The following is a 19,237-nucleotide window of genomic DNA, read 5'->3' as shown; positions in this document are numbered from 1 at the left end:
CGGCGTTCTTTCACCCCACACGGGTGATGTCTGCGGGACGGCGAGGAGTGAGGCTTCCAATGACACGGCTTCGTCCGGTTCCTGCGTGCCGCCGGAACGGGCAGCCGGTCGACGGAGAGGACGAACATGACGGACCTGCCCGGGCGCCTTGCGTCGCTGCCATCCGACGGCGATCTGCCCTCTCGCGACGCCATCCCCGCCATCTTCGACGAGCTCGACTATCAGTTCGCCTGCCAGGCGTATCTCTGGGCGCTGCCGCTCGTGTCGTACGCCCAGTGGAAGACGCAGCACTACGACGTCTTCGGCGCCACCGGCAGCGACCTGGTGCGCTACGTGACCTACCGTGATCGGCTCGGCCTGATCACGGCGAACGCGACGACACCGTACGTCCTCAACTTCTTCGATTTGTCGCAGTCCGGACCGCTCGTCATCGAGCTTCCCGCCGGCCCGACCGCGGGCGGCGTGTCCGACTTCTGGCAGCGGGAAGTGGGAGCGATGGGCGAGATGGGGCCCGACGGCGGCAAGGGCGGGAAGTACGTCATCCTGGCGCCCGGCACCGAGGCGCCTCCCGGACTGGGATCCGACTATCGCCTGCTCGAGTCGTCGGGCGTGAACATCATGTTCGGCTTCCGGACGCTGGACCCCGACCCCCACCGTGCCGAGGCCCTCGTCGCGGGCGTCCGCATCTACCCGTACGACCAGCGCGAGAACCCCGCGCCCACGCGCATCGTCTCGCCGGATGGACGCCCGTGGAGCGGTGACCAGCCGCGCGGACTCGACTACTGGCGCCGGCTGCACGAGATCTACCAGAGCGAGATCGTGGATGAGCGCGATCGCTTCTACCTCGCCATGCTGAAGCAACTCAGCATCGAGAAGGGCGCACCGTTCGACCCCGACGAGCGGCTGACTCGCCTGCTCGAGCAGGGCGCCGCCGCCGGTGAGCTGATGGCCCAGGCCAACACGTTCGCCAAACGCTTCGCACAGGGCACCTACTGGCCCGATCGGGCGTGGGAGCAGGCGATCGTCCTCGACAACTCCGCCCAGCGCGGCGACGGCTACGACGAACTGCTCGAACGCGCCTCGTGGTTCTACGAGGCGGTGAGCTTCTCGGAAGCGATGAAGAGCCGGACGCCCGGCGTCGGACAGGCCTACCTCGGCTCCTACACGGACGACGCGGGAGAGTGGCTCGACGGAGGGCGGGACTACACGCTGCATGTGCCCGCCGACGTGCCCGCCAAGCTGTTCTGGTCTGCAACCGTGTACGACGTCGCCACGCGCTGCCTGATCGACAACGCGCAGCAGCGCGGCGACCGCGGATCGCGCGACCCTGAACTCGTGACGAATGAGGACGGCTCGGTGGATCTCTTCTTCGGCCCGAGCGCTCCGCCGTCAGGGGAGTCGAACTGGGTGCAGACCCTGCCGGGCGCGCACTGGTTCTCGTACTTCCGGTTCTACGGTCCGCTCGAGCCCTACCTCGATCGCACCTGGAAGCTCGGAGACATCACGCCGGTCACCCGGCAGTGAGGTGCGGATGCGCCGGGTCTGACGGCGCGGGCCAGGTCATCTTCAGGACGGCGATGACGTCGTGGAGATCGGCGCCGGTGGAGGTCGCCTCGTCGGCGAGGTCTCGGATGAGCGCGATCACCGATCGCGGCAGGAGAGCGGCGGATGCGGCGACTCGGGTACCCGCCGCCGTCTTGCTGATGACCAGGCCGTCCTGCTCGAGCATCTTGTAGGCCTTGGCGGCCGTGCCGGGGGCGACGCCCAGGTCTGCGGCCATCTGCCGGACGGTGGGGAGCCGTTCGTTCACGCCGAGCTGGCCCGACACGATGAGGGCTCGGAGCTGGCGGTAGATGTCGACGGCCGGGCTGCCCTCATCCGGCGACGCGATGAGCGTGCCCGCGGTCATCGACCGGCTCCGGCGCCGACGAACGGTTCGGCTTCGCTCGTCTGCGCAAGCCCGGTGCGGGTCGCGCGCAGCCCGCTGACCGCCGTGAGGAGCAGGAGGACGAAGGCGGTGACAGAGAGGACGGGAACGAACCATCCCGCGGCGACGGCGAGCTCGGCGTAGCGCCAGGCAGCGTCGTACGACGTGTCGCCGTCTTCCCCCATGACCGTCAGTGACGAGCCCGAGCCGGCGGTGGCGATGAGCCGCCACGCTGCCGCCAGCGCCAGGAGCATCGCCGCGGTCACGATGCGGGTCACGTCCGTCGCCGTGACGCGCCGAGCGGCGCGTTCGGCGGCGACCGTCTCGGACCGGCGGAACGGGCGCGCGGCGTTGCGATCGAGCGTCGCCCAGGCCACGGCGCCCAGCGCCGCCAGGGCGGTGAGGACGGGAATGCCGTAGATCCATCCGTAGAACGGCAGGCGGATCGGATCGATCGCCGCCTCGTTCGGGATCGGTATGACGAGCCACGTGTGCTGGCCCTCGCCGTCGGTGGATGAGGCGAGCCCCGCAGCGACCGTGGTGGCGATCAGTGCGAGTGCGACGACGGCCGTCACCGACAGCGCCGCGCGTGAGCTGAACGACCTCCAGTGACGGCGGGTCGCCGAGATGAACGGGGCGTCGGGCGCCGTCGTCCCGCGCGTCGCGATCACCCCTAGGGCGATGCAGAGCCCGACCGCCGCGGCGGCGAGGGGAACGGCGAATCGCCACCAGTGGACGGGCCCCGGCCCGGCGAAGACGTAACCGCGGAGGACGAACTCGACGAGGAACAGCACGATCACCCCGGCCGCGACGGCGCCGAGCGTGCGTCGCTCCGGGGCGTAGTGCGAGGGAAGCAGGGGAGGTCGCCCGACGCGCCCCGGGCGTGAGGCGACGATGAGGATCCCGCCGGTGATCAGCAGCGCCACGAGGAGCGAGATCGGCGGGAACGACAGAACTCCCCAGATCAGGTGCAGGGGGTCGAACTCGCGTCCGGTCATCGGCATGGGCTTCTCCTATCGCCTTGTGTCATATGTCTATCACAACTTGTTTCGCCGTGAAGATACAAATGTGCCGCGCCCCGCGGTACCCCACCGCCGAGGAGGAGAATGTCTCCATGCCTTCTCCTCACCGCCCCGGTCTGCGGGTGACGGCGGGTCTGACGATCCCGGAGTCGGAGCTGGTGTGGCGGTTCTCGCGGTCCTCCGGCCCTGGTGGGCAGGGGGTGAACACCGCGGATTCGCGTGCCGAGCTGGTGTGGGATGCGGCCGGCTCGTCCGCACTCAGCGACCACCAGCGCGCGCGTCTGCTCGACCGGCTGGGTGGGCGTCTGGTCGGAGGAGTGCTGACCGTCGCCGCATCCGAGCATCGCGCGCAGCTGCGCAATCGCGAGGCGGCCCGCGAGCGGCTGGCGGTGCTGGTCGCCGAGGCGATCCGCCCGCCGGCGGCCGCGCGGCGACCGACGAAGCCGACGCGCGGCTCGAAGGAGCGCCGGCTCGGCGCGAAGCAGCGCCGCACCGACGTCAAGAAGCTGCGACGCCCGCCGACCGACTGACGCTCGCCTGGGTAGGCTCGAGGTCCGACGCACACAGAGGAGGCACCGCATCGTGGCAGTGCAGCGCCTCTCACCCCGGCTCGCTCCGTCGGCCGACGCCGCGATCCCCGTCTTCCCGAACGGACGCAATCCGCGCCCGCTCGCGTGGCTCGTGATCGCCGTCGCTCTGCTCCCCGCGTTCCTCACCCTCGCCGACGACCGGCTCGGCTTCCGGCTCGTCATGGCGGCGCTGGCGCTCGGGATCGCGCTCATCGGCGTCGGTCTCTTCGTCATGTTCGGGTCGATCGAGCGGCACGTCGTGCGCGTGGATGCCGCCGCCCCCGCGCTGCGCTTCGCCCCACCGGCGGCGGCCACCGTGCCGCCCGTCGGCATCGCGCTCGGCCTGCTGCTGCCCGCCATCGCGCAGGCGGTCGTCGAGGTCACCGGGCTGCCCACGATGCCGTCGATCCTGCTCTCGCGCGGGCCCTACGCCCTCGGCCTGCTCGGGCTGATCGTCCTCGGGGTGCGGCTCTGGCAGCTGCGGGTGCCCGCGGGACTCACGCTCACCCCCGCCGGGCTCCGCGGCGTCCGCGGGCGCGCAGACATCGACTGGCGCTGGGAGGACCTCGCGAGCGTGAGCGTGGTCGCTGCTCCGGCGGCGAAGCTCGCGCTCGTCCCGCGCGGGGGAGCGGGGCGACCGGTGCAGGCGCCGGCGCTCGCCCTCGGGTCCGACCCGAACGCGGTGGCCGCGATCATCCGCCACTACCTCGAGAACCCGCGCGAGCGCGCGGCGCTGTCGGAGGGCGGCGGCGCCGCCGTCCGCCGCGTGGAAGACAGCGCGGAACGCGGCTGAGCGCACGCCGCCGCACCGTTCTACCCTGGTGCGGTGAGCGACGCACTCGACGACGGACCCTTCTTCCACGGCACGAAAGCAGACCTGCACGAGGGCGACCTGTTGACGGCGGGATTCCGGTCGAACTACCGACCCGAGATCGTGATGAACCACATCTACTTCACCGCGCTCGTCGACGGAGCGGGGCTCGCGGCCGAGCTCGCGGCGGGCGAGGCGCCCCCACGGGTCTATGAGGTCGCGCCGACCGGCGTGTTCGAGAACGACCCGAACGTGACCGACAAGAAGTTCCCCGGCAACCCGACCCGTTCGTATCGCAGCACCGACCCCATCCGCGTCGTCCGTGAGGTGACCGACTGGCCGCGCCTGGCCCCCGAGGCGCTCGCCGCCTGGCGGGAACGCCTCATCGCCATCCGCGACGTCGAGCGCGGCGAGATCATCAACTGAGGCGCCCGCCTCACGGGCTCCCCGGATAATGGACCGGTGGAGCCGTGGGAGATGCGCGAGTGGTACGCCGACTACCTCGACGCGTGCAACCGCCACGACCTCGACGCCATCCGCTCGTTCGTCGACCCGGCCGTGCGGCGTGCGCATCGCCCCGGCGGCGCCGACGCGTGGGTCGACGACATGGCCGATCTGTTCGAGGCGTTCCCGGATTGGCGGTGGCGCCGCATCCAGCTCGTGATCGAAGAGGACCGCATCGCCGCGCACCTGCGGGGGAGCGGCACGCACCTGGGCGCCTACGACGGCATCGCCCCCACGCGCCGGCACGCCAACGTGGCCGAGTTCGCGATGTACCGGGTGGAGCGCGGGCGCTTCGTGGAGTTCACCGGGTCCGCGCGCGAGACGGACCTCGGCGCGCAACTGCGGGGATGACCGCGCGTGCGCGGACGCCGCCCCGAGGCGCCCGCGCACGCGACGCGCTACTTCTTCTTCGCGCCCACCAACTGCTGAACGGCCTTCTTGATCTCGGCGAACTCGTCCTGCTTGGTCGCCACGAACTCGAGGGCCTCGACACCGGTCGCGAGCGCGCTGGTCGCAAGCTCGCCGACATCGGTGAACCTGTGGCTCACATCCCCCGCAAGACCGCCTTCGAGCGCCAGCCGGCTCACGAGGTCGAGGCGCAGCGTCTTCGTGCCCTCCGCGAAGCTCAGCTCGTCGAAGTCCACCCACACCATGCCCGGACGCGTGGTCGACTCGAAGACGTACCGCTTGTTGGTGAGGTCGAGAACGACCTGCCAGATGGTCTGTGACGCGTCGGGCTTGCCCGGCTCAGGCGTGCGGAACGGCTGCGCCGCATTGCGGATGATGCTGAACATCGCCGCGATCGCCTCGACCTGCGTCGTGGGCTGCACCTGGTGCTCGACGTAGAACAGGGCGCGCGCGAAGCGGTCGCTCGCCAGCGTCGACCCCGGCAGCGGCCGGTCGCCACCGAGCCCCTCGTAGACCTTCACGAGCTCGAGCTGCTGGTCGTAGGTCGGAGAGTTCGTCATGACCTTGTAGTCGCGGCTGTGGTAGACCGTCGGCGTGCCGTCGACGTACTCGATGATCGCCGAATCGCCGCTCGCGTCGTTGATCGCCAGGTGCAGTGTCGGAACCAGGTGACCGGTGGGGTCGAACAGCTGCGCGATCTCGACCTGCGAGTCGTTCGTCCAGGCGACGGCCTCGGCGACCGTGGCGAAGTTGTCGAGGTAGTACTGCAGCCAGACGGCCTGGCTCAGCTGCGTGGCCGAAGCCTCGGGCTTGCCGTAGTTCGACTCCGCGAGCCAGAGGATGTGGCCGGCGAAGCCTTCTTCGTTCATGCCGTCCGTGGCGATCAGGTCGAAGGCCGTGGCCACGAGACTGCCGTACTTCGCGCGCCACGTGAGGGACCCGTGCACCCCGTCGGTGCGCTCGATGCCCCGCGGGTACTTCCACAGGTTCGAGAGCAGATCCATGTGGAAGTCCATGTTCCGGCCGACGATGACCGACCCATTCGCGTCGGACCAGACAACTCGTGTGCACATATCGATCGCGCATCCTTTCGTGGAGCTCGTCTACGTGCGCCTCAGGCTAGGGAGACGCGCGTCCGGAGTGGGCGGTAGGCCGGCGATTTCATCAGCGGCGTCACCCCGCGCGTCACCCTGCCCTCCCCTTGTCACCCGGGTGAGGACCGGGTGAGCCGGGAGGTGATGTGTGGCGCGCGCTTCGTCACCCCGACGGCGAGGTGGGTTAGAAAGAGACCAGGCCTTGGGGGAGGCCCTGAAGACAGATACCGCCGTCACTCCCTCGGGTCGATCGAGGAGGTCCAATGTCGGATTCACTGGATGATGCGGAGCTCGCCGCCGTCGCACGTCGATGGGCATCTCACGCGGGGGCGCCGGCATGAACCTGAACGATGCGGACCGCGCGAGCGACGAGCTCGTGAAGGCGATCGGTTCGGGGCGACCCGAGAACATGGCGCGCGTCGCGGTCGCCCACTTCTGGCCCCTCTTCAGCGCCCATTTCGAGATGCTGATGAGCGTGGTGACCGCTCTGCCCGCGTCGCTGCTCGATCGGCACCCGTTGCTGCGCGTGCTGCATCCCATGACCCCCGTTCTCGCCCGCACCAGCCGCACCTTCATGCCCGTCGTCTCGAGCGAGGATGCTCGGTCGATGAGCCCCGAGGAACTGGACTTCTTCGTGATCGCGCAGATGATCGCCGCGCGCTTCAACGGCGACGTCGCCGGCTCGCTCGGTTACGCCCGCCGGCTGGAGGATCGCATGCTGCAGCTGCGCGTCGAGGCGCGCGACCGCATGGATGGGCCGCTGTGGTTCTTCCACCTGCAGATCGGATCGACTCTTCTCGCGGCGGGCGAGTCGAGCAAGGCGTTGCTCGAGTTCGCCACCGCCCGCCAACTCGGGCGTCTCTCCATCCAGGCGGATGCCGAACGCATCGCGCTCGGACGTGTGGCGCTCGCGCACGCGGTGCGCGGCACCGTGGGCGACGCGGAGCGTGCCCTGGCCGACGCCGTGGCCCTGCCCCCGGTCACCGCGGCGCACGCACGAGCGGTGCGGGCGACCGAATCCGCGGTCGCGGCTCTGATCGGAGCCGACCGGCTGTCGGACGACGTCGACGCCCTCCTCATGGCACTCGACCCCTACGACAGCATCGAGTTGAGCTGGCCCTTCGCCCTGCTGGCGCGGTGCCGTGTGCACCTGGCCCGCCATCAGCCGGAGGACGCGATCGAAGCGATCCGCCTGGCGACGGACGCCCATCCGCCGCAGCAGGGGTCGTTCGCCGCCGACGTGCTCGCTGCGACATCCATCGACGCTCTGCTCGCGTCCGGCGACCTGTCGTGGGCGTGGCGGACCGCCGAGGAGCGCGGCAAGGCCGGTGTGCTCTCACGTCTCGCGACCATCCGGCTGGCGCTGCAGGACGGCCGGCTCGACACCGCCGAGCAGGAGCTGCGGCTGCTGGCGGGTGAACAGAGCCTCGGCCCGGCCCAGCGCGCCGAATCCGTTCTGCTGTCGGGGTGGCTCGCCCTCGCTCGCACGGGAGCGCTCGATCGAGAGACGGCGCTGCAGATCTCACGCATCGCCCGTCGCCGCGACAGCCGTCGCCTGCTCGCGATCATCCCGCGGCAGCTCGTCGAGCACGTACGCGACCTCTTGCCCGATGAGGCGGGAGTCGAGTTCGACGCGATGATCGTCGGTGTCTCGAGTGTCGAGATGCACGCTCGGCCCGCGCTGACGGTGAGCGAGCGTCGCGTCTTGAACGCGCTGCCGGTGCACCATTCGACGGCGGCGATGGCGTCGGCGTTCCATGTGTCGCCGAACACCGTGAAGTCGCAGCTGCGGTCGCTCTACCGGAAACTCGGGTGCTCGACCCGCGATGAAGCGGTGACCGTCGCGACGCGCCTGCGCATTCTCGTGCCCGATCAGGCCTCGTCGTAGGCGACGATCCGCAGCCGCGCGGCGGCGCGGATCGCCTCGCCGCGCGACGAGCAGCCGAGCTTGCGATAGACCGACGTCAGCTGCGACTTGACCGTGTGGGGAGAGACCCGGAAGGCCGCGGCGATCGCGGTGGTCGTCGTGTGATCGGAGAGCGCCCTGAGCACGCGCAACTCGGCCCGGGTCAGCTCCGGGCGCCGTGGCACGTCGACGTGCACGAGGGGCAGGGTGGCCGCGTCGAACGCGGTCGAGTCGATGGGATCGAGCGCTTCGCCGACGTCGTGCATGAGCTGCACCGGCATCGTCGCCACCACGCGCCGCAGCGCGTCGCGCGTCGCCAGCCGGAACACGTGCCGCGCCGTGGTGTCGGCGACCGCGCCGGCGCGCTCGTGCTCGAGCCACGCCGAGAGCAGCGTCAGCTCGGCGCGCTGTCCCGGCCCGAGGGCTGCCTCGCGCGTCAGCCGACGCAGCTCATCACCGGCCGTGTCGAGCCGGGAGTCCAGCAGGGCGTGGCGCACGATGGCCACGCGCGAGAGGAGGCCGACACGGGATGAGGCCTCGGCGACGCTCGCGGCCCGGTTCCTCGCGCCGATCGCCCAGAAGCCCTCGATGGATGCGGCCGCGATCACGTCCGATGCGAACGAACCGTGCTGCGCGGGGTGGGCTTCGGACGACAGGCGGACCGCCTCGATCGCCTCGTCGGGCCGTTGCAGGGCGAACAGGGCGCGGGTGCGTGCCAGGAGCGCGAACGGCCAGCTCAGCTCGATGCTGTCGTAGGGCTCGAGACGGCTCAGCAGGTCCTCGGCGTCCGGCACCATACGCTCGACGCCGATCAGCGCCCGCGCCGTGTGCTCGGTCGTCGAGCTGGAGGCGGTGTGCGCGGCGGTGACCGGGCGCTGCGCGGCGAGCTCCGCCAGCGCCCGGTCGGCGTCGTCGAGCGAGCCCCGCACCGCGTGGGCCAGGGCGATGCGGCCCAGCGCCATCCGTTCGGCATCGGGCTGCGGCGCGAGCCTGCCGAGTTGCCGGGCGGTGGCGAGCTGCGACAGCGCGGCCGCGCTGTCGCCGGCCGCGAGCAGCGTCGAGCCGATCTGCTGGTGATAGAACCACAGCGGACCGTCGGTGCGGTCCCGGGCATCGATGCGTGACTGCGAGATACGGCTTTCGAGGCGCCGGGCGTAGACGAGGGCGGCGGCCACATCCCCGCTCAGGCGGAAGCCGACCATCTGCACGAGGGTGAGGATGTCGAGTTCGTCCTCCGACATCGAGCGCGCGTCGCCCGGGTAGAGCAGCGGCTTGAACGGACGTGTCGTGCGCGCCAGCACCGGCGTCATCCGATGCACGATCCGCAGAACGGGGGAGCGCTCGAGAAGCGCACCGGGGAGCGATTCGATCGCCGCCGCCAGCTCCTCGAAGTGCGCGCTGTAGAGCGGCCAGATGTTGTCCATGGCCGCCGCCGCGATGGCGTCCGCGCTGCCGCCCTCGACGGCGGCCCGGAGCGCGCGGTGCGCGAGCGCGCGGTCGGTCAGGTTCATGCCCGCACCACACCGACGCGCATAGGCGCACCGGCGCGGCGCGGCGCTACGTCCGGCATAGTCCCCCCCCATCGCGGTGGCCCCCGGATCCGCGGCTGGGAAGGGCGGCGTCCACGGCTCAGACACGGACACTACTCACACATCCGCGCGCGGCACGAGTGGATGAAAGGCGGGTGATGCACGGATGACGACCGTGAGTACCGCGCGGATGACGGCTCGGGCGATTTCTCCCACGGGCCGCTCGCAACCTGCGGGCACCGGCATAGTGTCGCCGCCATGACCACTGGGACTCATGCACCCCGAAGAATGATCATCCGCAACGTCCGCGTCTTCGACGGTCTCAGCGACCACACGCAGGACAACGTCGATGTTCTCGTCGAGGGCGCGCACATCGTGGCCGTATCGTCGTCGCCGGTCGCGGGCGACGCATCCGACGGAGTCGTCGAGATCGACGGTCGCGGTCAGTTCCTCATGCCGGGGCTGAGCGATGCTCACGTGCATCTCATGGGCAACGCCAACAGCATGGTCGATTTCCTCCAGGGACCGACGGGGTCGCTCTACGGCAACACGATCGCCGAGGCGAAGCGGATGCTGCTGCGAGGCTTCACGACGGTGCGCGACATGGGCGGCGACACGGCGCCGGTCAAGTCCCTCATCGACCGCGGGGTGTTCGAGGGACCGCGCATCTTCCCGAGTCAGGCGATGATCTCGCAGACCTCGGGCCATGCCGACTTCGCGTTCGTCTACGACACCCCCGAGGAGTTCGGCGGCAAGCCTTCGCGGACCGACGACATCCACTTCACCCGCATCGCGGACGGTGTGCCGCGGGTCCTGGCGGCGGTGCGCGAGCAGCTGCGTCAGGGAGCGAGTCAGATCAAGCTCACGCTCGGCGGGGGAGCGGCCTCGATGTACGACCCTCTCAACACGTTGCAGTACACCCCCGACGAGATCAAGGCGGCGGTGCAGGCGGCGACCGATTACGGCACGTACGTGGCGACCCACGTCTACACGCCTGCCGGGATCGCCCGCGCCATCGATGCTGGGGTCGCCTCGATCGAGCACGGCCACCTCGCCGACGAGAAGACGATCCGCCTCATCGCCGACACGCAGACGTGGCTGTCGATGCAGCCGTTCGCGGAGGACGACCACCACTACCCCGACCCGGTGCGCGCCGGCAAGAACGCCGAGATCTGCCACGGCACCGATCAGGTCTACGCGTGGGCCAAGACCTACGGGGTCAAGACGGCCTGGGGCACCGACCTGCTGCTCGAGCCGCAGTCGGCCGCCCGGCAGAGCGTGATGGCGGCGCGGCTGGGCGAGTACTACTCCAACGCCGAGGCGCTCCGGATGCTCACTTCGGGCAACGCGGCGCTGTTCGAGCTCGCGGGAGAACGCAACACCTACCGCGGCGGAAAGCTGGGGGTTCTCGCGGAGGGCGCATGGGCCGACATGATCCTCATCGACGGCGACCCGATCGCCGACCTCTCGGTCATCGCCGATCCCGACACCAACCTCACCCTGATCGTCAAAGACGGCCAGGTCGTCAAGAACACGCTCTGAGCCGGCGCGCGCAGCGACGGCGGACGACGAGCCCAAGGAGGATGACCGTGGCTGTGCCGACGGAAGAGAACGCGACCGACACCCACATCGGTACCCGCGGCGGCGGACCATCCGCCTTCGGAGAGGTGCTGATCACCGCATCCGGAATCGGGGTGGACGCCTCCTGGGGCCACATCTACGGCCCGGTCGATCTCACGGTGCGCGCCGGTGGCGTCACCGTGCTCGTGGGAGCAGGCGGACGCGGACGCACTGCCCTGCTGCTCACGCTCGCCGGCCGCATGAAACCGACGACCGGTCGACTCGAGGCCTTCGGCCGCGTCGACGCGCCGCACCACCTCTTCGAGCACGCGGCCATCGCCAACATCGACGAGGTCGACGGCATCGGCCAGACCATCCGCGTGCACGACATCGTCACCGAGCAGGTGCGTTGGGCCGCCCGCTGGTACCAGTGGGTCCCGCAGGCGACCGAGGCCGACCTCGAACGCATCTGCCGGCCCGTCTTCGGCGACTACTCGCTCCCCTCCATGGATGCGATGGTCGAGGAGCTGCCCGAGTTCACCGCGGCGCTCTTCCGCATCGCCGTCGCCAACATCCGCAAACCCCCGCTGCTGGTCGTGGGCGGGGTCGACCGGCTGGCCAGCATCGCGAGCGCCGGCACCCTCATGGATCGCCTGATCGCTCTGGGGGCGGAACAGACGGTCGTCACGGCCGATGTCAACGGCGTCGCCCTGCGCGACGGCATCACGGACGCCCTCGAGGTCCCTAATCTGACCGATCACGAGTTCGCCGTCCTCGAGCGGGAGGTCTACGACCGATGATCGCCGCATTCTCGCCGGGCAGTGATTTCAAGCGGTACTACCGAGGCCGCATGCCGCGCCTCGCGTTCGTCATCATCATCCTCATGCCGCTCATGTACGGCGCGCTGTACCTGTGGGCGTTCTGGAACCCGTTCGGCAACGTCGACAAGATCCCCGTCGCGATCGTCAACCTGGATGCGGGCACCACCATCAACGGTGAGGCCCTCGACGCCGGAACCGACGTCGTGCAGGGACTCATCGATTCGAAGCAGCTCGATCTGCACGAGGTCAGCGAGCAGGAGGCCACCGACGGGCTCGCGCACGGCACCTACTACTTCACGATCACCCTGCCGAAGGACTTCAGCGAGGCGGTGGCCTCGGCCGCCGGCGACGACCCGCGCTCGGCGCGACTGGAGTTCCGCTACAACGACGCCAACAACTACCTCTCGACGGTGATCGGACAGGATGCCGCCGAGGAGGTCATCAACCAGGTCAGCGCACAGGTCGGGCAGCAGACGTTCGAGATGGTGCTCACCGGCGTCAAGGGAGCGATCCCCAAGATCCAGGACGCCGTGGCCAGCGTCGATCAGTTGAACGACGGGATGCAGACCGCGAACGGCGGTGCGCAGGAACTCGCCGAGAACCTGATCACCGCCAAGGGCGGCGGCGCGCAGATCGCCGACGCGATCGACGAGCTCGACGACGCGGTGCAGGATGCGGTCCGCCGCGCCGACGCCGCCATCGCACGGTCGGGCATCACGGGCGACGAGGTGCGACAGATCGTGGCGCGCATCGACGCCAACACCAACGCCGTCGCCGGGGCGTTCGATCGGGCCGCCGCCGCGCACACCGAGGCCGAGGCCCAGCTGCAGACCGTCATCGACGACCTCGCCGCCAGCGACGACCCGGTCGAGCAGGCCGTCGCCGCGCGCCTGGCCGGGGTGCAGCAGAGCTTCCAGAACGCCCGGCTCACGCAGGAGGTCACCGGACTCTTCGACGCGATCCACGCGGACGTCGACCTGATGGCCGCAGAGTTCACCAACCCGAGCAGTCGCATCAACGTCATCATGCGCTCGGTCGAATCCGGCGGCGTGCAGCGGGATCTCGCGCTGGTGTCGTCGAAGGCGAACGAGCTGCGTTCCGGAGCCGATCAGCTCAGCAGCGGCCTCATCCAGCTCTCGGACGGCGCGAGCCAGCTCGCCGCGGGCACCACGCAGCTCGCCGCGGGCACCCAGGAGCTCGCCGGTGCCGCCGGCCTCGGACTCAAGCTCATCCCGTCCTGGGACGAGACGCAGCAGTCGAACTTCATCAAGGCGCTCGCGCAGCCCGTCGAGCTGCACGAGAAGATCGACAACAAGGCGGCGACCTTCGCGTACGGCTTCGCCCCGTTCTTCCTCGGGCTGGCGCTCTTCGTCGGCGGGATCATCGCGTGGATGCTCTTCACGCCGCTGCTGGCGCGTCCGTTGGCGCAGGGCCTCGGGTCCTTCCGCACGGTGCTCGCATCGTATGTGCCGACGATCTTCGTCGGGTTCCTGCAGGCGACGATCCTGTTCCTCGTCGTCTATTTCCCGATCGGACTCCATCCGGCCCACGCCGCGGGCACCTACGGGTTCATGCTGCTCATGGTGATGATGTTCATGGCGATGATCCAGATGTTCAACGCCCTCTTCGGGCCGGCGGTCGGGCGCGTGTTGACACTCGCCTTCCTCATGGTCCAACTGACATCGGCCGGCGGCATCTACCCGGTGCCCACCACGACCGCCCTCTTCCAGTGGATCAACCCGTTCGATCCGATGACGTACACCAACACGGCGCTGCGTCAGCTGATCCTCGGCGGTATCGACTACCGGCTCGGCGTCGCCATCGCGGTCGTCGCCGGTCTCACGATCGCGTTCGTCGCGATCTCCACCTGGGCGGCGAGACGCAACCGGCAGTACAACATGGACCGCCTGTACCCGCCGGTCGAGGTCTAGGAGGAGCCGCCCGCCACCCGACACGACCCCACATCCCCACTCGACGCACATGGACGATCAGGAGCGAAAATGACCAGCAACACCAGCAAGGCCCGTCAGACCACCAACATCGACCCGACGCTGAGCGTGAACCCGGTCTTCGTCCGCCCCGGCGAGGCCACGGAGTTCGACAAGTTCGTGCTGCCCGCGGGCCCGAGCCTGCCCGAGACGGCGTACCAGATCGTGCACGACGAGGCGATCCTCGACGGCAACTCGCGTCTGAACCTGGCCACGTTCGTGTCGACGTGGATGGACGACGAGGCGAAGAAGCTGTACCTCGAAGCCGCCGACAAGAACATGATCGACAAGGACGAGTACCCGGCGACCGCGGCGATCGAGGAGCGCTGCTGGCGCATCCTGGCCGACCTCTGGCACGTGCCCGACACGAAGGACACGATCGGCACGTCGACGATCGGCTCGTCCGAGGCGTGCATGCTCGGCGGTCTCGCGCTCAAGCGACTCTGGCAGGAGAAGCGCAAGGCCGAGGGGAAGCCCTTCGACAAGCCGAACCTGATCATGTCGGCCGCCGTGCAGGTCGTGTGGGAGAAGTTCTGCAATTACTGGGATGTCGAGGCGCGCTACGTGCCGGTCAGCCCCGACCACATCATCCTCGACGGCTACAACCTCGAGGACTACGTCGACGAGAACACCATCGGCGTCGTCTCGATCCTGGGGCAGACCTTCACGGGGCTCTACGACGACACGGTCGCGATCTCGAAGAAGCTGGACGAGATCCAGGCCAAGACCGGCCTCGACGTCAAGATCCACGTCGACGGGGCATCCGGTGCGATGGTCGCGCCCTTCTGTCAGCCGGATCTGGTGTGGGACTTCCAACTCGACCGCGTCAACTCGATCTCGACGTCCGGCCACAAGTACGGCCTGGTCTACCCGGGCGTCGGCTGGGTCGTCTGGCGCGACACCGCCGTGCTGCCGGAGAGCATGATCTTCCACGTGAGCTACCTCGGCGGCGACATGCCGACGCTCGCGCTGAACTTCTCGCGGCCCGGCGCCCAGGTGCTGCTGCAGTACTACCAGTTCCTCCGGCTCGGGTTCGAGGGGTACCGGGCGGTGCAGCAGAACTCGATCGACGTCGCCACCTACCTCTCGAGCGAGATCGCCAAGATCGGTCCGTTCGAGCTGGTGAGCAAGGGCGACACGATCCCGGTGTTCGCGTGGATCCTCAAGGACGGGTACACGAAGATCTGGAGCCTGTATGACCTCGCCGACCGCCTGCGGATGAAGGGCTGGCTCGTGCCGGCCTATCCCATGGCGGACGACATGGCCGACGTCGTGCTGCAGCGCATCGTCGTGAAGGTGGGGCTCAGCCGGGATCTCGCCTCGGCGTTGCTGGCGGACATCAAGGGCGAGGTGGCGTTCCTCGACGCGCTGACCGTGCCGCTGCCGGACGAAGCCTCCAGCGGATCCCACTTCCACCACTGAGCGTCCGCCGGCGGGGAGGGGGCATCGATGAGGCGCCTTCCCCGCCGGCTCCGGCGGCACACCACGACCTGAGGGCGGACGATGAGCACGGCAACGAACAGCCTCGAGCGACCGAGGAACCGGTTCCTCGTCCCCTCAGTGACGAAGCAGTGCTGGGGCTTCATGATCGGCTCCGCGTTCTTCGCGCTGGGGTCGGCTCCCGGCCTCAGCACGGAGCTCGGATCCGGCGGTTCGAACCTGCTGTTCTTCGTCGGCGCGTGGTTCTTCACCACGGCGGGCCTCATCCAACTGTTCCTCAGCGGCGCGGTCGCGGTGAACGTGTCGTACGCACCGGGTCGGATGGTGCGCGCCGAATGGCTCGCCGCCGCCACGCAGACGTTCGGCACCCTCATGTTCAACGTGAGCACGACCGCGGCGTTGCGGGCGAAGTCGATCTCGTCGCAGGAGCACTTCGTGTGGAACCCGGATGCCGGGGGATCCGTGGCCTTCCTCGTCAGCGGCGTCCTCGCTTTCGTCGCCTTCGCCCACACCGCGAGCCTCTGGAGCCCGGGCACCCGGGCGTGGTGGTCGGTCGTCATCAACTTCGTCGGATGCGTGGCGTTCGGGCTGTCGGCGGTCGGCGCCTACATCCTGCCCGGCGGAGCCAGCTTCGACGGCGCGCTCGCCAACAACGGCACCTTCATCGGGGCGATCTGCTTCTTGCTGGCCTCGCTCGTCGTCCTGCCGTTCTGGGATCGGCATGCGCGCGCAGACTCGTCGTCGTGACGCTCCCGAGCCGACGGGGGAGATGACGTGGAACAGCTGTCGATGCCCCTTCTGGGCATAGCGCTCGCGGTCGCGTCCGCCATCGCGTTGGCGGTGGGCAATCTGCTGCAGGCGCGCGGCGTGCAGGCCATGGAGGCACTCGTCGAGACGGACGGTGCACACGGCTCGAAGGCGGGAAACCTCGTTCGCAACCGCTTCTGGCTCATCGGCGCGCTGCTGCTCGGCGTCGCCATCCTGCTGCAGATGGGGAGTCTGACGTTCGCTCCGCTCATGGTCGTGCAGCCCATCGGGGTCACCGCCCTCGTCGTCACGGCGCTCGTCACCGCGATCATCGCGCACCGGGCACCCTCGAAGCAGGTCGTGCGGGCGATCGCCGTCTGCGTGATCGGCGTCGCCGGCTTCGTGACGGTCGCCGCCCTCGTCAGCACCCAGCAGCCGATCACCGATCAGCAGCTGGTCGCCGTGCTGATCGTGCTCGCCGTCGTGCTCGCGATGACGGGAGCGGTCTGGTACCTCGGGCGGCACCGCCGCACGCCGCCCGTGCTGTGGGTGCTGCTCGGCGGCATCTACTCGGCCTTCGTCGCCACGCTCGGCAAGACCGTCATCCTGCGGGTGCAGGCGGCGCTGCAATCCGGCGGGCTCACGTGGGATCTCGCCAACCTCCTCACGATCGTCTGCATCATCGGGATCGGAGCGGCGGGCGGCCTCTCGGTCTACTTCGTGCAGCGCGCACACGCCTCGAACCGTCCCGAGGTGGTCGTGGCGGGTCTGACCGTGGTCGACCCGGCGGTGGCCGTCGTCCTCGGCATCGCGATCCTCGGCGAAGCCAGCACCGCGCCGCCCTGGGCGTTCGTCGCCTTCATCGTTGCGGGCGCCATCGCGATCGGCGGTGTCTTCGCCCTGTCGAAAGCGGAGAGCGTGCCGCGATGACGACGCCGGCGCGCCGGGCGGCGGCTGCCACCGCGGTCTGGGCGCGCGCGCTCGTGCACGAGAAACACGCGCCCATCCTGTGGGGTCGGGTGGGCCTGGCGGCCGCGGGCATCGCGGCGCCCGTCGGACTCGCGCTCCTCCTTGCGCCGACGGAGGCCGCGGTGGTCGGCGCGGGATCGCTCGCGTCGATGGGCGCGCTGGTGGCGACGACGATGGACAGCGGCTCCGCGCGGGTGCTGCGCGTGCGGCGCATGGCGCTCGGGTCGACGCTGGCGGCCGTGGGGTTCGCGGTGGGAACGGCGGTGCATGGTCACACGGTCATGACCTTCGTCGTCGTGGTTCTCGCGTCGCTCCTGTCCGGCGTCTCGGGGGCGGTGAGCGCCACCGCATCCCGGTCCGCGGTCTCGTTCCTGATCTTCACCGTGACGGCCGCCAATGCGGACTTCGGCCTGCACTCGCCCTGGATCGCGCCACTCATCTTCTTCCTCGGGGCCGTCTGGCGGCTCCTGCTCACCGTGGTGACGGCGGCGTACGCCGATCGCGACCGCGCCCCCGAGCGGCACGCGGTCGCACGTGTCTACCGGGCACTGGCGGATCAGCTCGAGGCGCCGACGGCTGAGTCCGCGCAACGAGCGTCGCTCGCGGTGACCGCAGCGCTCAACGACGCCGATGACGTCCTGCGCACCGCGCGGACGGCGCGGGCAGTCCGTGATCCCCGCTGGCGGGTCCTGGTGAGCGCCGTGAATGCGTCCGCCCCGCTCGTCGACGCCGCCATCGCCGCCGGAGACCGCATCGAGCCCCGTCCGGACGGAGCGCGCATGCTGCGCCACGTCGCCCTGTGGGTCGAGAATCCCGCGCGTCCACGACCGACGCTCTCGCCCACCGAGCAGGATCCCGTCTTCGCCGCCGCGTTCTCGCACCTCACCCGCGCCCTGCGCCCGGATGCGGACCCGGATCTCTCGCTGCCGTCGACTCCGACGGCGACCGCGCGCATCCGTTCGGCCGCCCGCGCCCTCATCCCCGGCACGGATCTCTGGGGATCCGTGCTCCGGTTGGTGCTCTGCATGAGTCTCGCCCAGGCGCTGTGCCTCTGGTGGCGGCTCGATCACCCCTACATCGTCGTGCTCACCGTGGCCCAGGTGATGAAGCCCGATCTGGGCTCGGTGTTCGCCCGTGCCGTCCAGCGCGGGGCGGGCACCCTCGTCGGCGTGGCGATCGGGTCTCTCGCGATCGTCATCGTGCCTCGTGACGGATGGCAGCTGCTTCTGATCGTGGTGCTCGCCGCGGGTGTCCCGCTCGCCATGCCGCGCAACTACGGCCTGTACTCCATGGTCACCACGCCGCTCGCGGTTCTCCTCGTCGAGATCCACGCCGGGCATCCGCCGCACTTCCTCGAGAACCGGCTGCTGGAGACGGTACTCGGCAGCGGCATCGTCCTCCTGGTCGGGTACCTGCCGTGGCCCGCCACCTGGCGTGCACCCCGGCGGGTGGCGCACCGGGTCGCCGACCTCATCCGCTCGGTCTCCTCGTACGTCGATCTGGCGCTCCGGAGGCCAGGGGAGGATGACCGCGCCATGGCGCGACGCGACCTCTACCGGCAGATCTCCGACGTGCGCACGCAGATCGCGGCATCGGCGGCGGAGCCTCCGGCGATCAGCGCCGCCGCGATGGCGTGGCTTCCCGAGGTGTCGGCGCTGGAGCGCGTGACGGATGCGGTGACCGCCACGGCCACCGACCTGGCGTCCGCGGGCGGGTCGGCCGACCCGGGTGACGTCGATGCGGTGCGGCGGGCCCTGGACGATCTGGCCGCGGCGGCGGATACGGGCCGAGACCCCGGAGCGTTCCCGATCGGGGCGACCCCGCTGAGGACGGTCGCGCAGGAGATCGCGCTCGCTCGAGCCGCGCTCCGGTTTCCGAACCGGCGACCCGGTGACGCCCACGCACGCGCGTCATCCCCGCGCTGAGCCGTCGGACCGCGCGT

17 protein-coding genes are annotated in these 19,237 nt (G+C 69.9%); 13 read left to right on the top strand and 4 right to left on the bottom strand.

Going from position 1 to position 19,237, the window contains the following annotated elements; all coding sequences use genetic code 11:
* Window positions 1–126: 126 nt before the first annotated feature.
* Complete coding sequence (locus tag AB0N73_RS12220; protein WP_363563807.1) at window positions 127–1,524, top strand: DUF1254 domain-containing protein; 1,398 nt, start codon at window positions 127–129, stop codon at window positions 1,522–1,524.
* Here the strand turns inward: AB0N73_RS12220 and AB0N73_RS12215 are convergent.
* Together AB0N73_RS12215 and AB0N73_RS12210 are read right to left on the bottom strand one after the other, a co-directional pair.
* Complete coding sequence (locus AB0N73_RS12215) at window positions 1,511–1,909, bottom strand: GntR family transcriptional regulator (protein WP_363563805.1); 399 nt, start codon at window positions 1,907–1,909, stop codon at window positions 1,511–1,513. The genes AB0N73_RS12220 and AB0N73_RS12215 overlap by 14 nt on opposite strands.
* Window positions 1,906–2,931 carry a hypothetical protein gene (locus AB0N73_RS12210; protein ID WP_363563803.1) on the bottom strand — a complete coding sequence of 342 codons (1,026 nt, stop codon included), beginning with the start codon at window positions 2,929–2,931 and terminating at the stop codon, window positions 1,906–1,908. Before AB0N73_RS12210 ends, AB0N73_RS12215 begins: the two co-directional genes overlap by 4 nt.
* 110 nt (window positions 2,932–3,041) lie before the next feature.
* Here AB0N73_RS12210 and arfB point away from each other — a divergent pair, with 110 nt between their 5' ends.
* The 4 genes from arfB to AB0N73_RS12190 are packed head-to-tail and all read left to right on the top strand — an operon-like array spanning window position 3,042 to window position 5,184.
* On the top strand, window positions 3,042–3,479 hold the full coding sequence (gene arfB / locus AB0N73_RS12205; protein ID WP_363563801.1) for an alternative ribosome rescue aminoacyl-tRNA hydrolase ArfB: 438 nt from the start codon (window positions 3,042–3,044) through the stop codon (window positions 3,477–3,479).
* Window positions 3,480–3,531: 52 nt separating this feature from the next.
* Window positions 3,532–4,311: a hypothetical protein gene (locus tag AB0N73_RS12200; RefSeq protein WP_363563799.1), complete on the top strand. Its 780-nt coding sequence runs from the start codon at window positions 3,532–3,534 to the stop codon at window positions 4,309–4,311.
* Window positions 4,312–4,344: 33 nt separating this feature from the next.
* On the top strand, window positions 4,345–4,755 hold the full coding sequence (arr, locus tag AB0N73_RS12195; protein ID WP_363563797.1) for an NAD(+)--rifampin ADP-ribosyltransferase: 411 nt from the start codon (window positions 4,345–4,347) through the stop codon (window positions 4,753–4,755).
* Between the two features lie 36 nt (window positions 4,756–4,791).
* A complete protein-coding gene (locus AB0N73_RS12190) occupies window positions 4,792–5,184 on the top strand; it encodes an ester cyclase (RefSeq protein WP_363563795.1) in 393 nt (130 codons plus the stop codon).
* A 47-nt stretch (window positions 5,185–5,231) separates the two neighbouring features.
* On the opposite strand, the gene AB0N73_RS12185 is transcribed toward AB0N73_RS12190, so the two are convergent.
* Window positions 5,232–6,314 (bottom strand): linear amide C-N hydrolase, encoded by a 1,083-nt coding sequence (locus tag AB0N73_RS12185; RefSeq protein ID WP_363563793.1) that lies wholly within the window; start codon window positions 6,312–6,314, stop codon window positions 5,232–5,234.
* A gap of 358 nt (window positions 6,315–6,672) precedes the next feature.
* Here AB0N73_RS12185 and AB0N73_RS12180 point away from each other — a divergent pair, with 358 nt between their 5' ends.
* Complete coding sequence (locus AB0N73_RS12180) at window positions 6,673–8,223, top strand: LuxR C-terminal-related transcriptional regulator (protein ID WP_363563791.1); 1,551 nt, start codon at window positions 6,673–6,675, stop codon at window positions 8,221–8,223.
* Here AB0N73_RS12180 and AB0N73_RS12175 read toward each other — a convergent pair.
* Window positions 8,208–9,752, bottom strand: coding sequence for a helix-turn-helix transcriptional regulator (locus AB0N73_RS12175; RefSeq protein WP_363563789.1), 1,545 nt, complete (start codon window positions 9,750–9,752; stop codon window positions 8,208–8,210). The two genes, AB0N73_RS12180 and AB0N73_RS12175, sit on opposite strands and share 16 nt — an antisense overlap.
* A gap of 276 nt (window positions 9,753–10,028) precedes the next feature.
* Here AB0N73_RS12175 and AB0N73_RS12170 point away from each other — a divergent pair, with 276 nt between their 5' ends.
* The 7 genes from AB0N73_RS12170 to AB0N73_RS12140 all read left to right on the top strand — a co-directional run bounded on the left by AB0N73_RS12170 (window position 10,029) and on the right by AB0N73_RS12140 (window position 19,220).
* A complete protein-coding gene (locus AB0N73_RS12170; protein ID WP_363563787.1) occupies window positions 10,029–11,312 on the top strand; it encodes an amidohydrolase family protein in 1,284 nt (427 codons plus the stop codon).
* A 47-nt stretch (window positions 11,313–11,359) separates the two neighbouring features.
* Window positions 11,360–12,130, top strand: a complete 771-nt coding sequence (locus AB0N73_RS12165) for an ATP-binding cassette domain-containing protein (protein ID WP_363563785.1) — start codon at window positions 11,360–11,362, stop codon at window positions 12,128–12,130.
* Window positions 12,127–14,082: a YhgE/Pip domain-containing protein gene (locus AB0N73_RS12160; RefSeq protein ID WP_363563783.1), complete on the top strand. Its 1,956-nt coding sequence runs from the start codon at window positions 12,127–12,129 to the stop codon at window positions 14,080–14,082. The genes AB0N73_RS12165 and AB0N73_RS12160 overlap by 4 nt, the downstream gene beginning before the upstream one ends.
* 69 nt (window positions 14,083–14,151) lie before the next feature.
* The gene (locus tag AB0N73_RS12155) at window positions 14,152–15,561 is read left to right on the top strand and encodes a glutamate decarboxylase (protein WP_363563781.1); all 1,410 of its coding nucleotides are present in this window, start codon (window positions 14,152–14,154) and stop codon (window positions 15,559–15,561) included.
* Window positions 15,562–15,642: 81 nt separating this feature from the next.
* On the top strand, window positions 15,643–16,326 hold the full coding sequence (locus AB0N73_RS12150) for a hypothetical protein (RefSeq protein ID WP_363563779.1): 684 nt from the start codon (window positions 15,643–15,645) through the stop codon (window positions 16,324–16,326).
* A gap of 27 nt (window positions 16,327–16,353) precedes the next feature.
* Window positions 16,354–17,256: a multidrug DMT transporter permease gene (locus AB0N73_RS12145; RefSeq protein WP_363563777.1), complete on the top strand. Its 903-nt coding sequence runs from the start codon at window positions 16,354–16,356 to the stop codon at window positions 17,254–17,256.
* Window positions 17,253–19,220: an FUSC family protein gene (locus tag AB0N73_RS12140; RefSeq protein WP_363563775.1), complete on the top strand. Its 1,968-nt coding sequence runs from the start codon at window positions 17,253–17,255 to the stop codon at window positions 19,218–19,220. Before AB0N73_RS12145 ends, AB0N73_RS12140 begins: the two co-directional genes overlap by 4 nt.
* The last annotated feature ends 17 nt before the right edge of the window (window positions 19,221–19,237 follow it).

The sequence above is a fragment of the Microbacterium sp. NPDC089189 genome (assembly GCF_040685095.1).
GTDB lineage: Bacteria > Actinomycetota > Actinomycetes > Actinomycetales > Microbacteriaceae > Microbacterium.
This window is presented reverse-complemented; position numbering and strand designations above follow the sequence as displayed.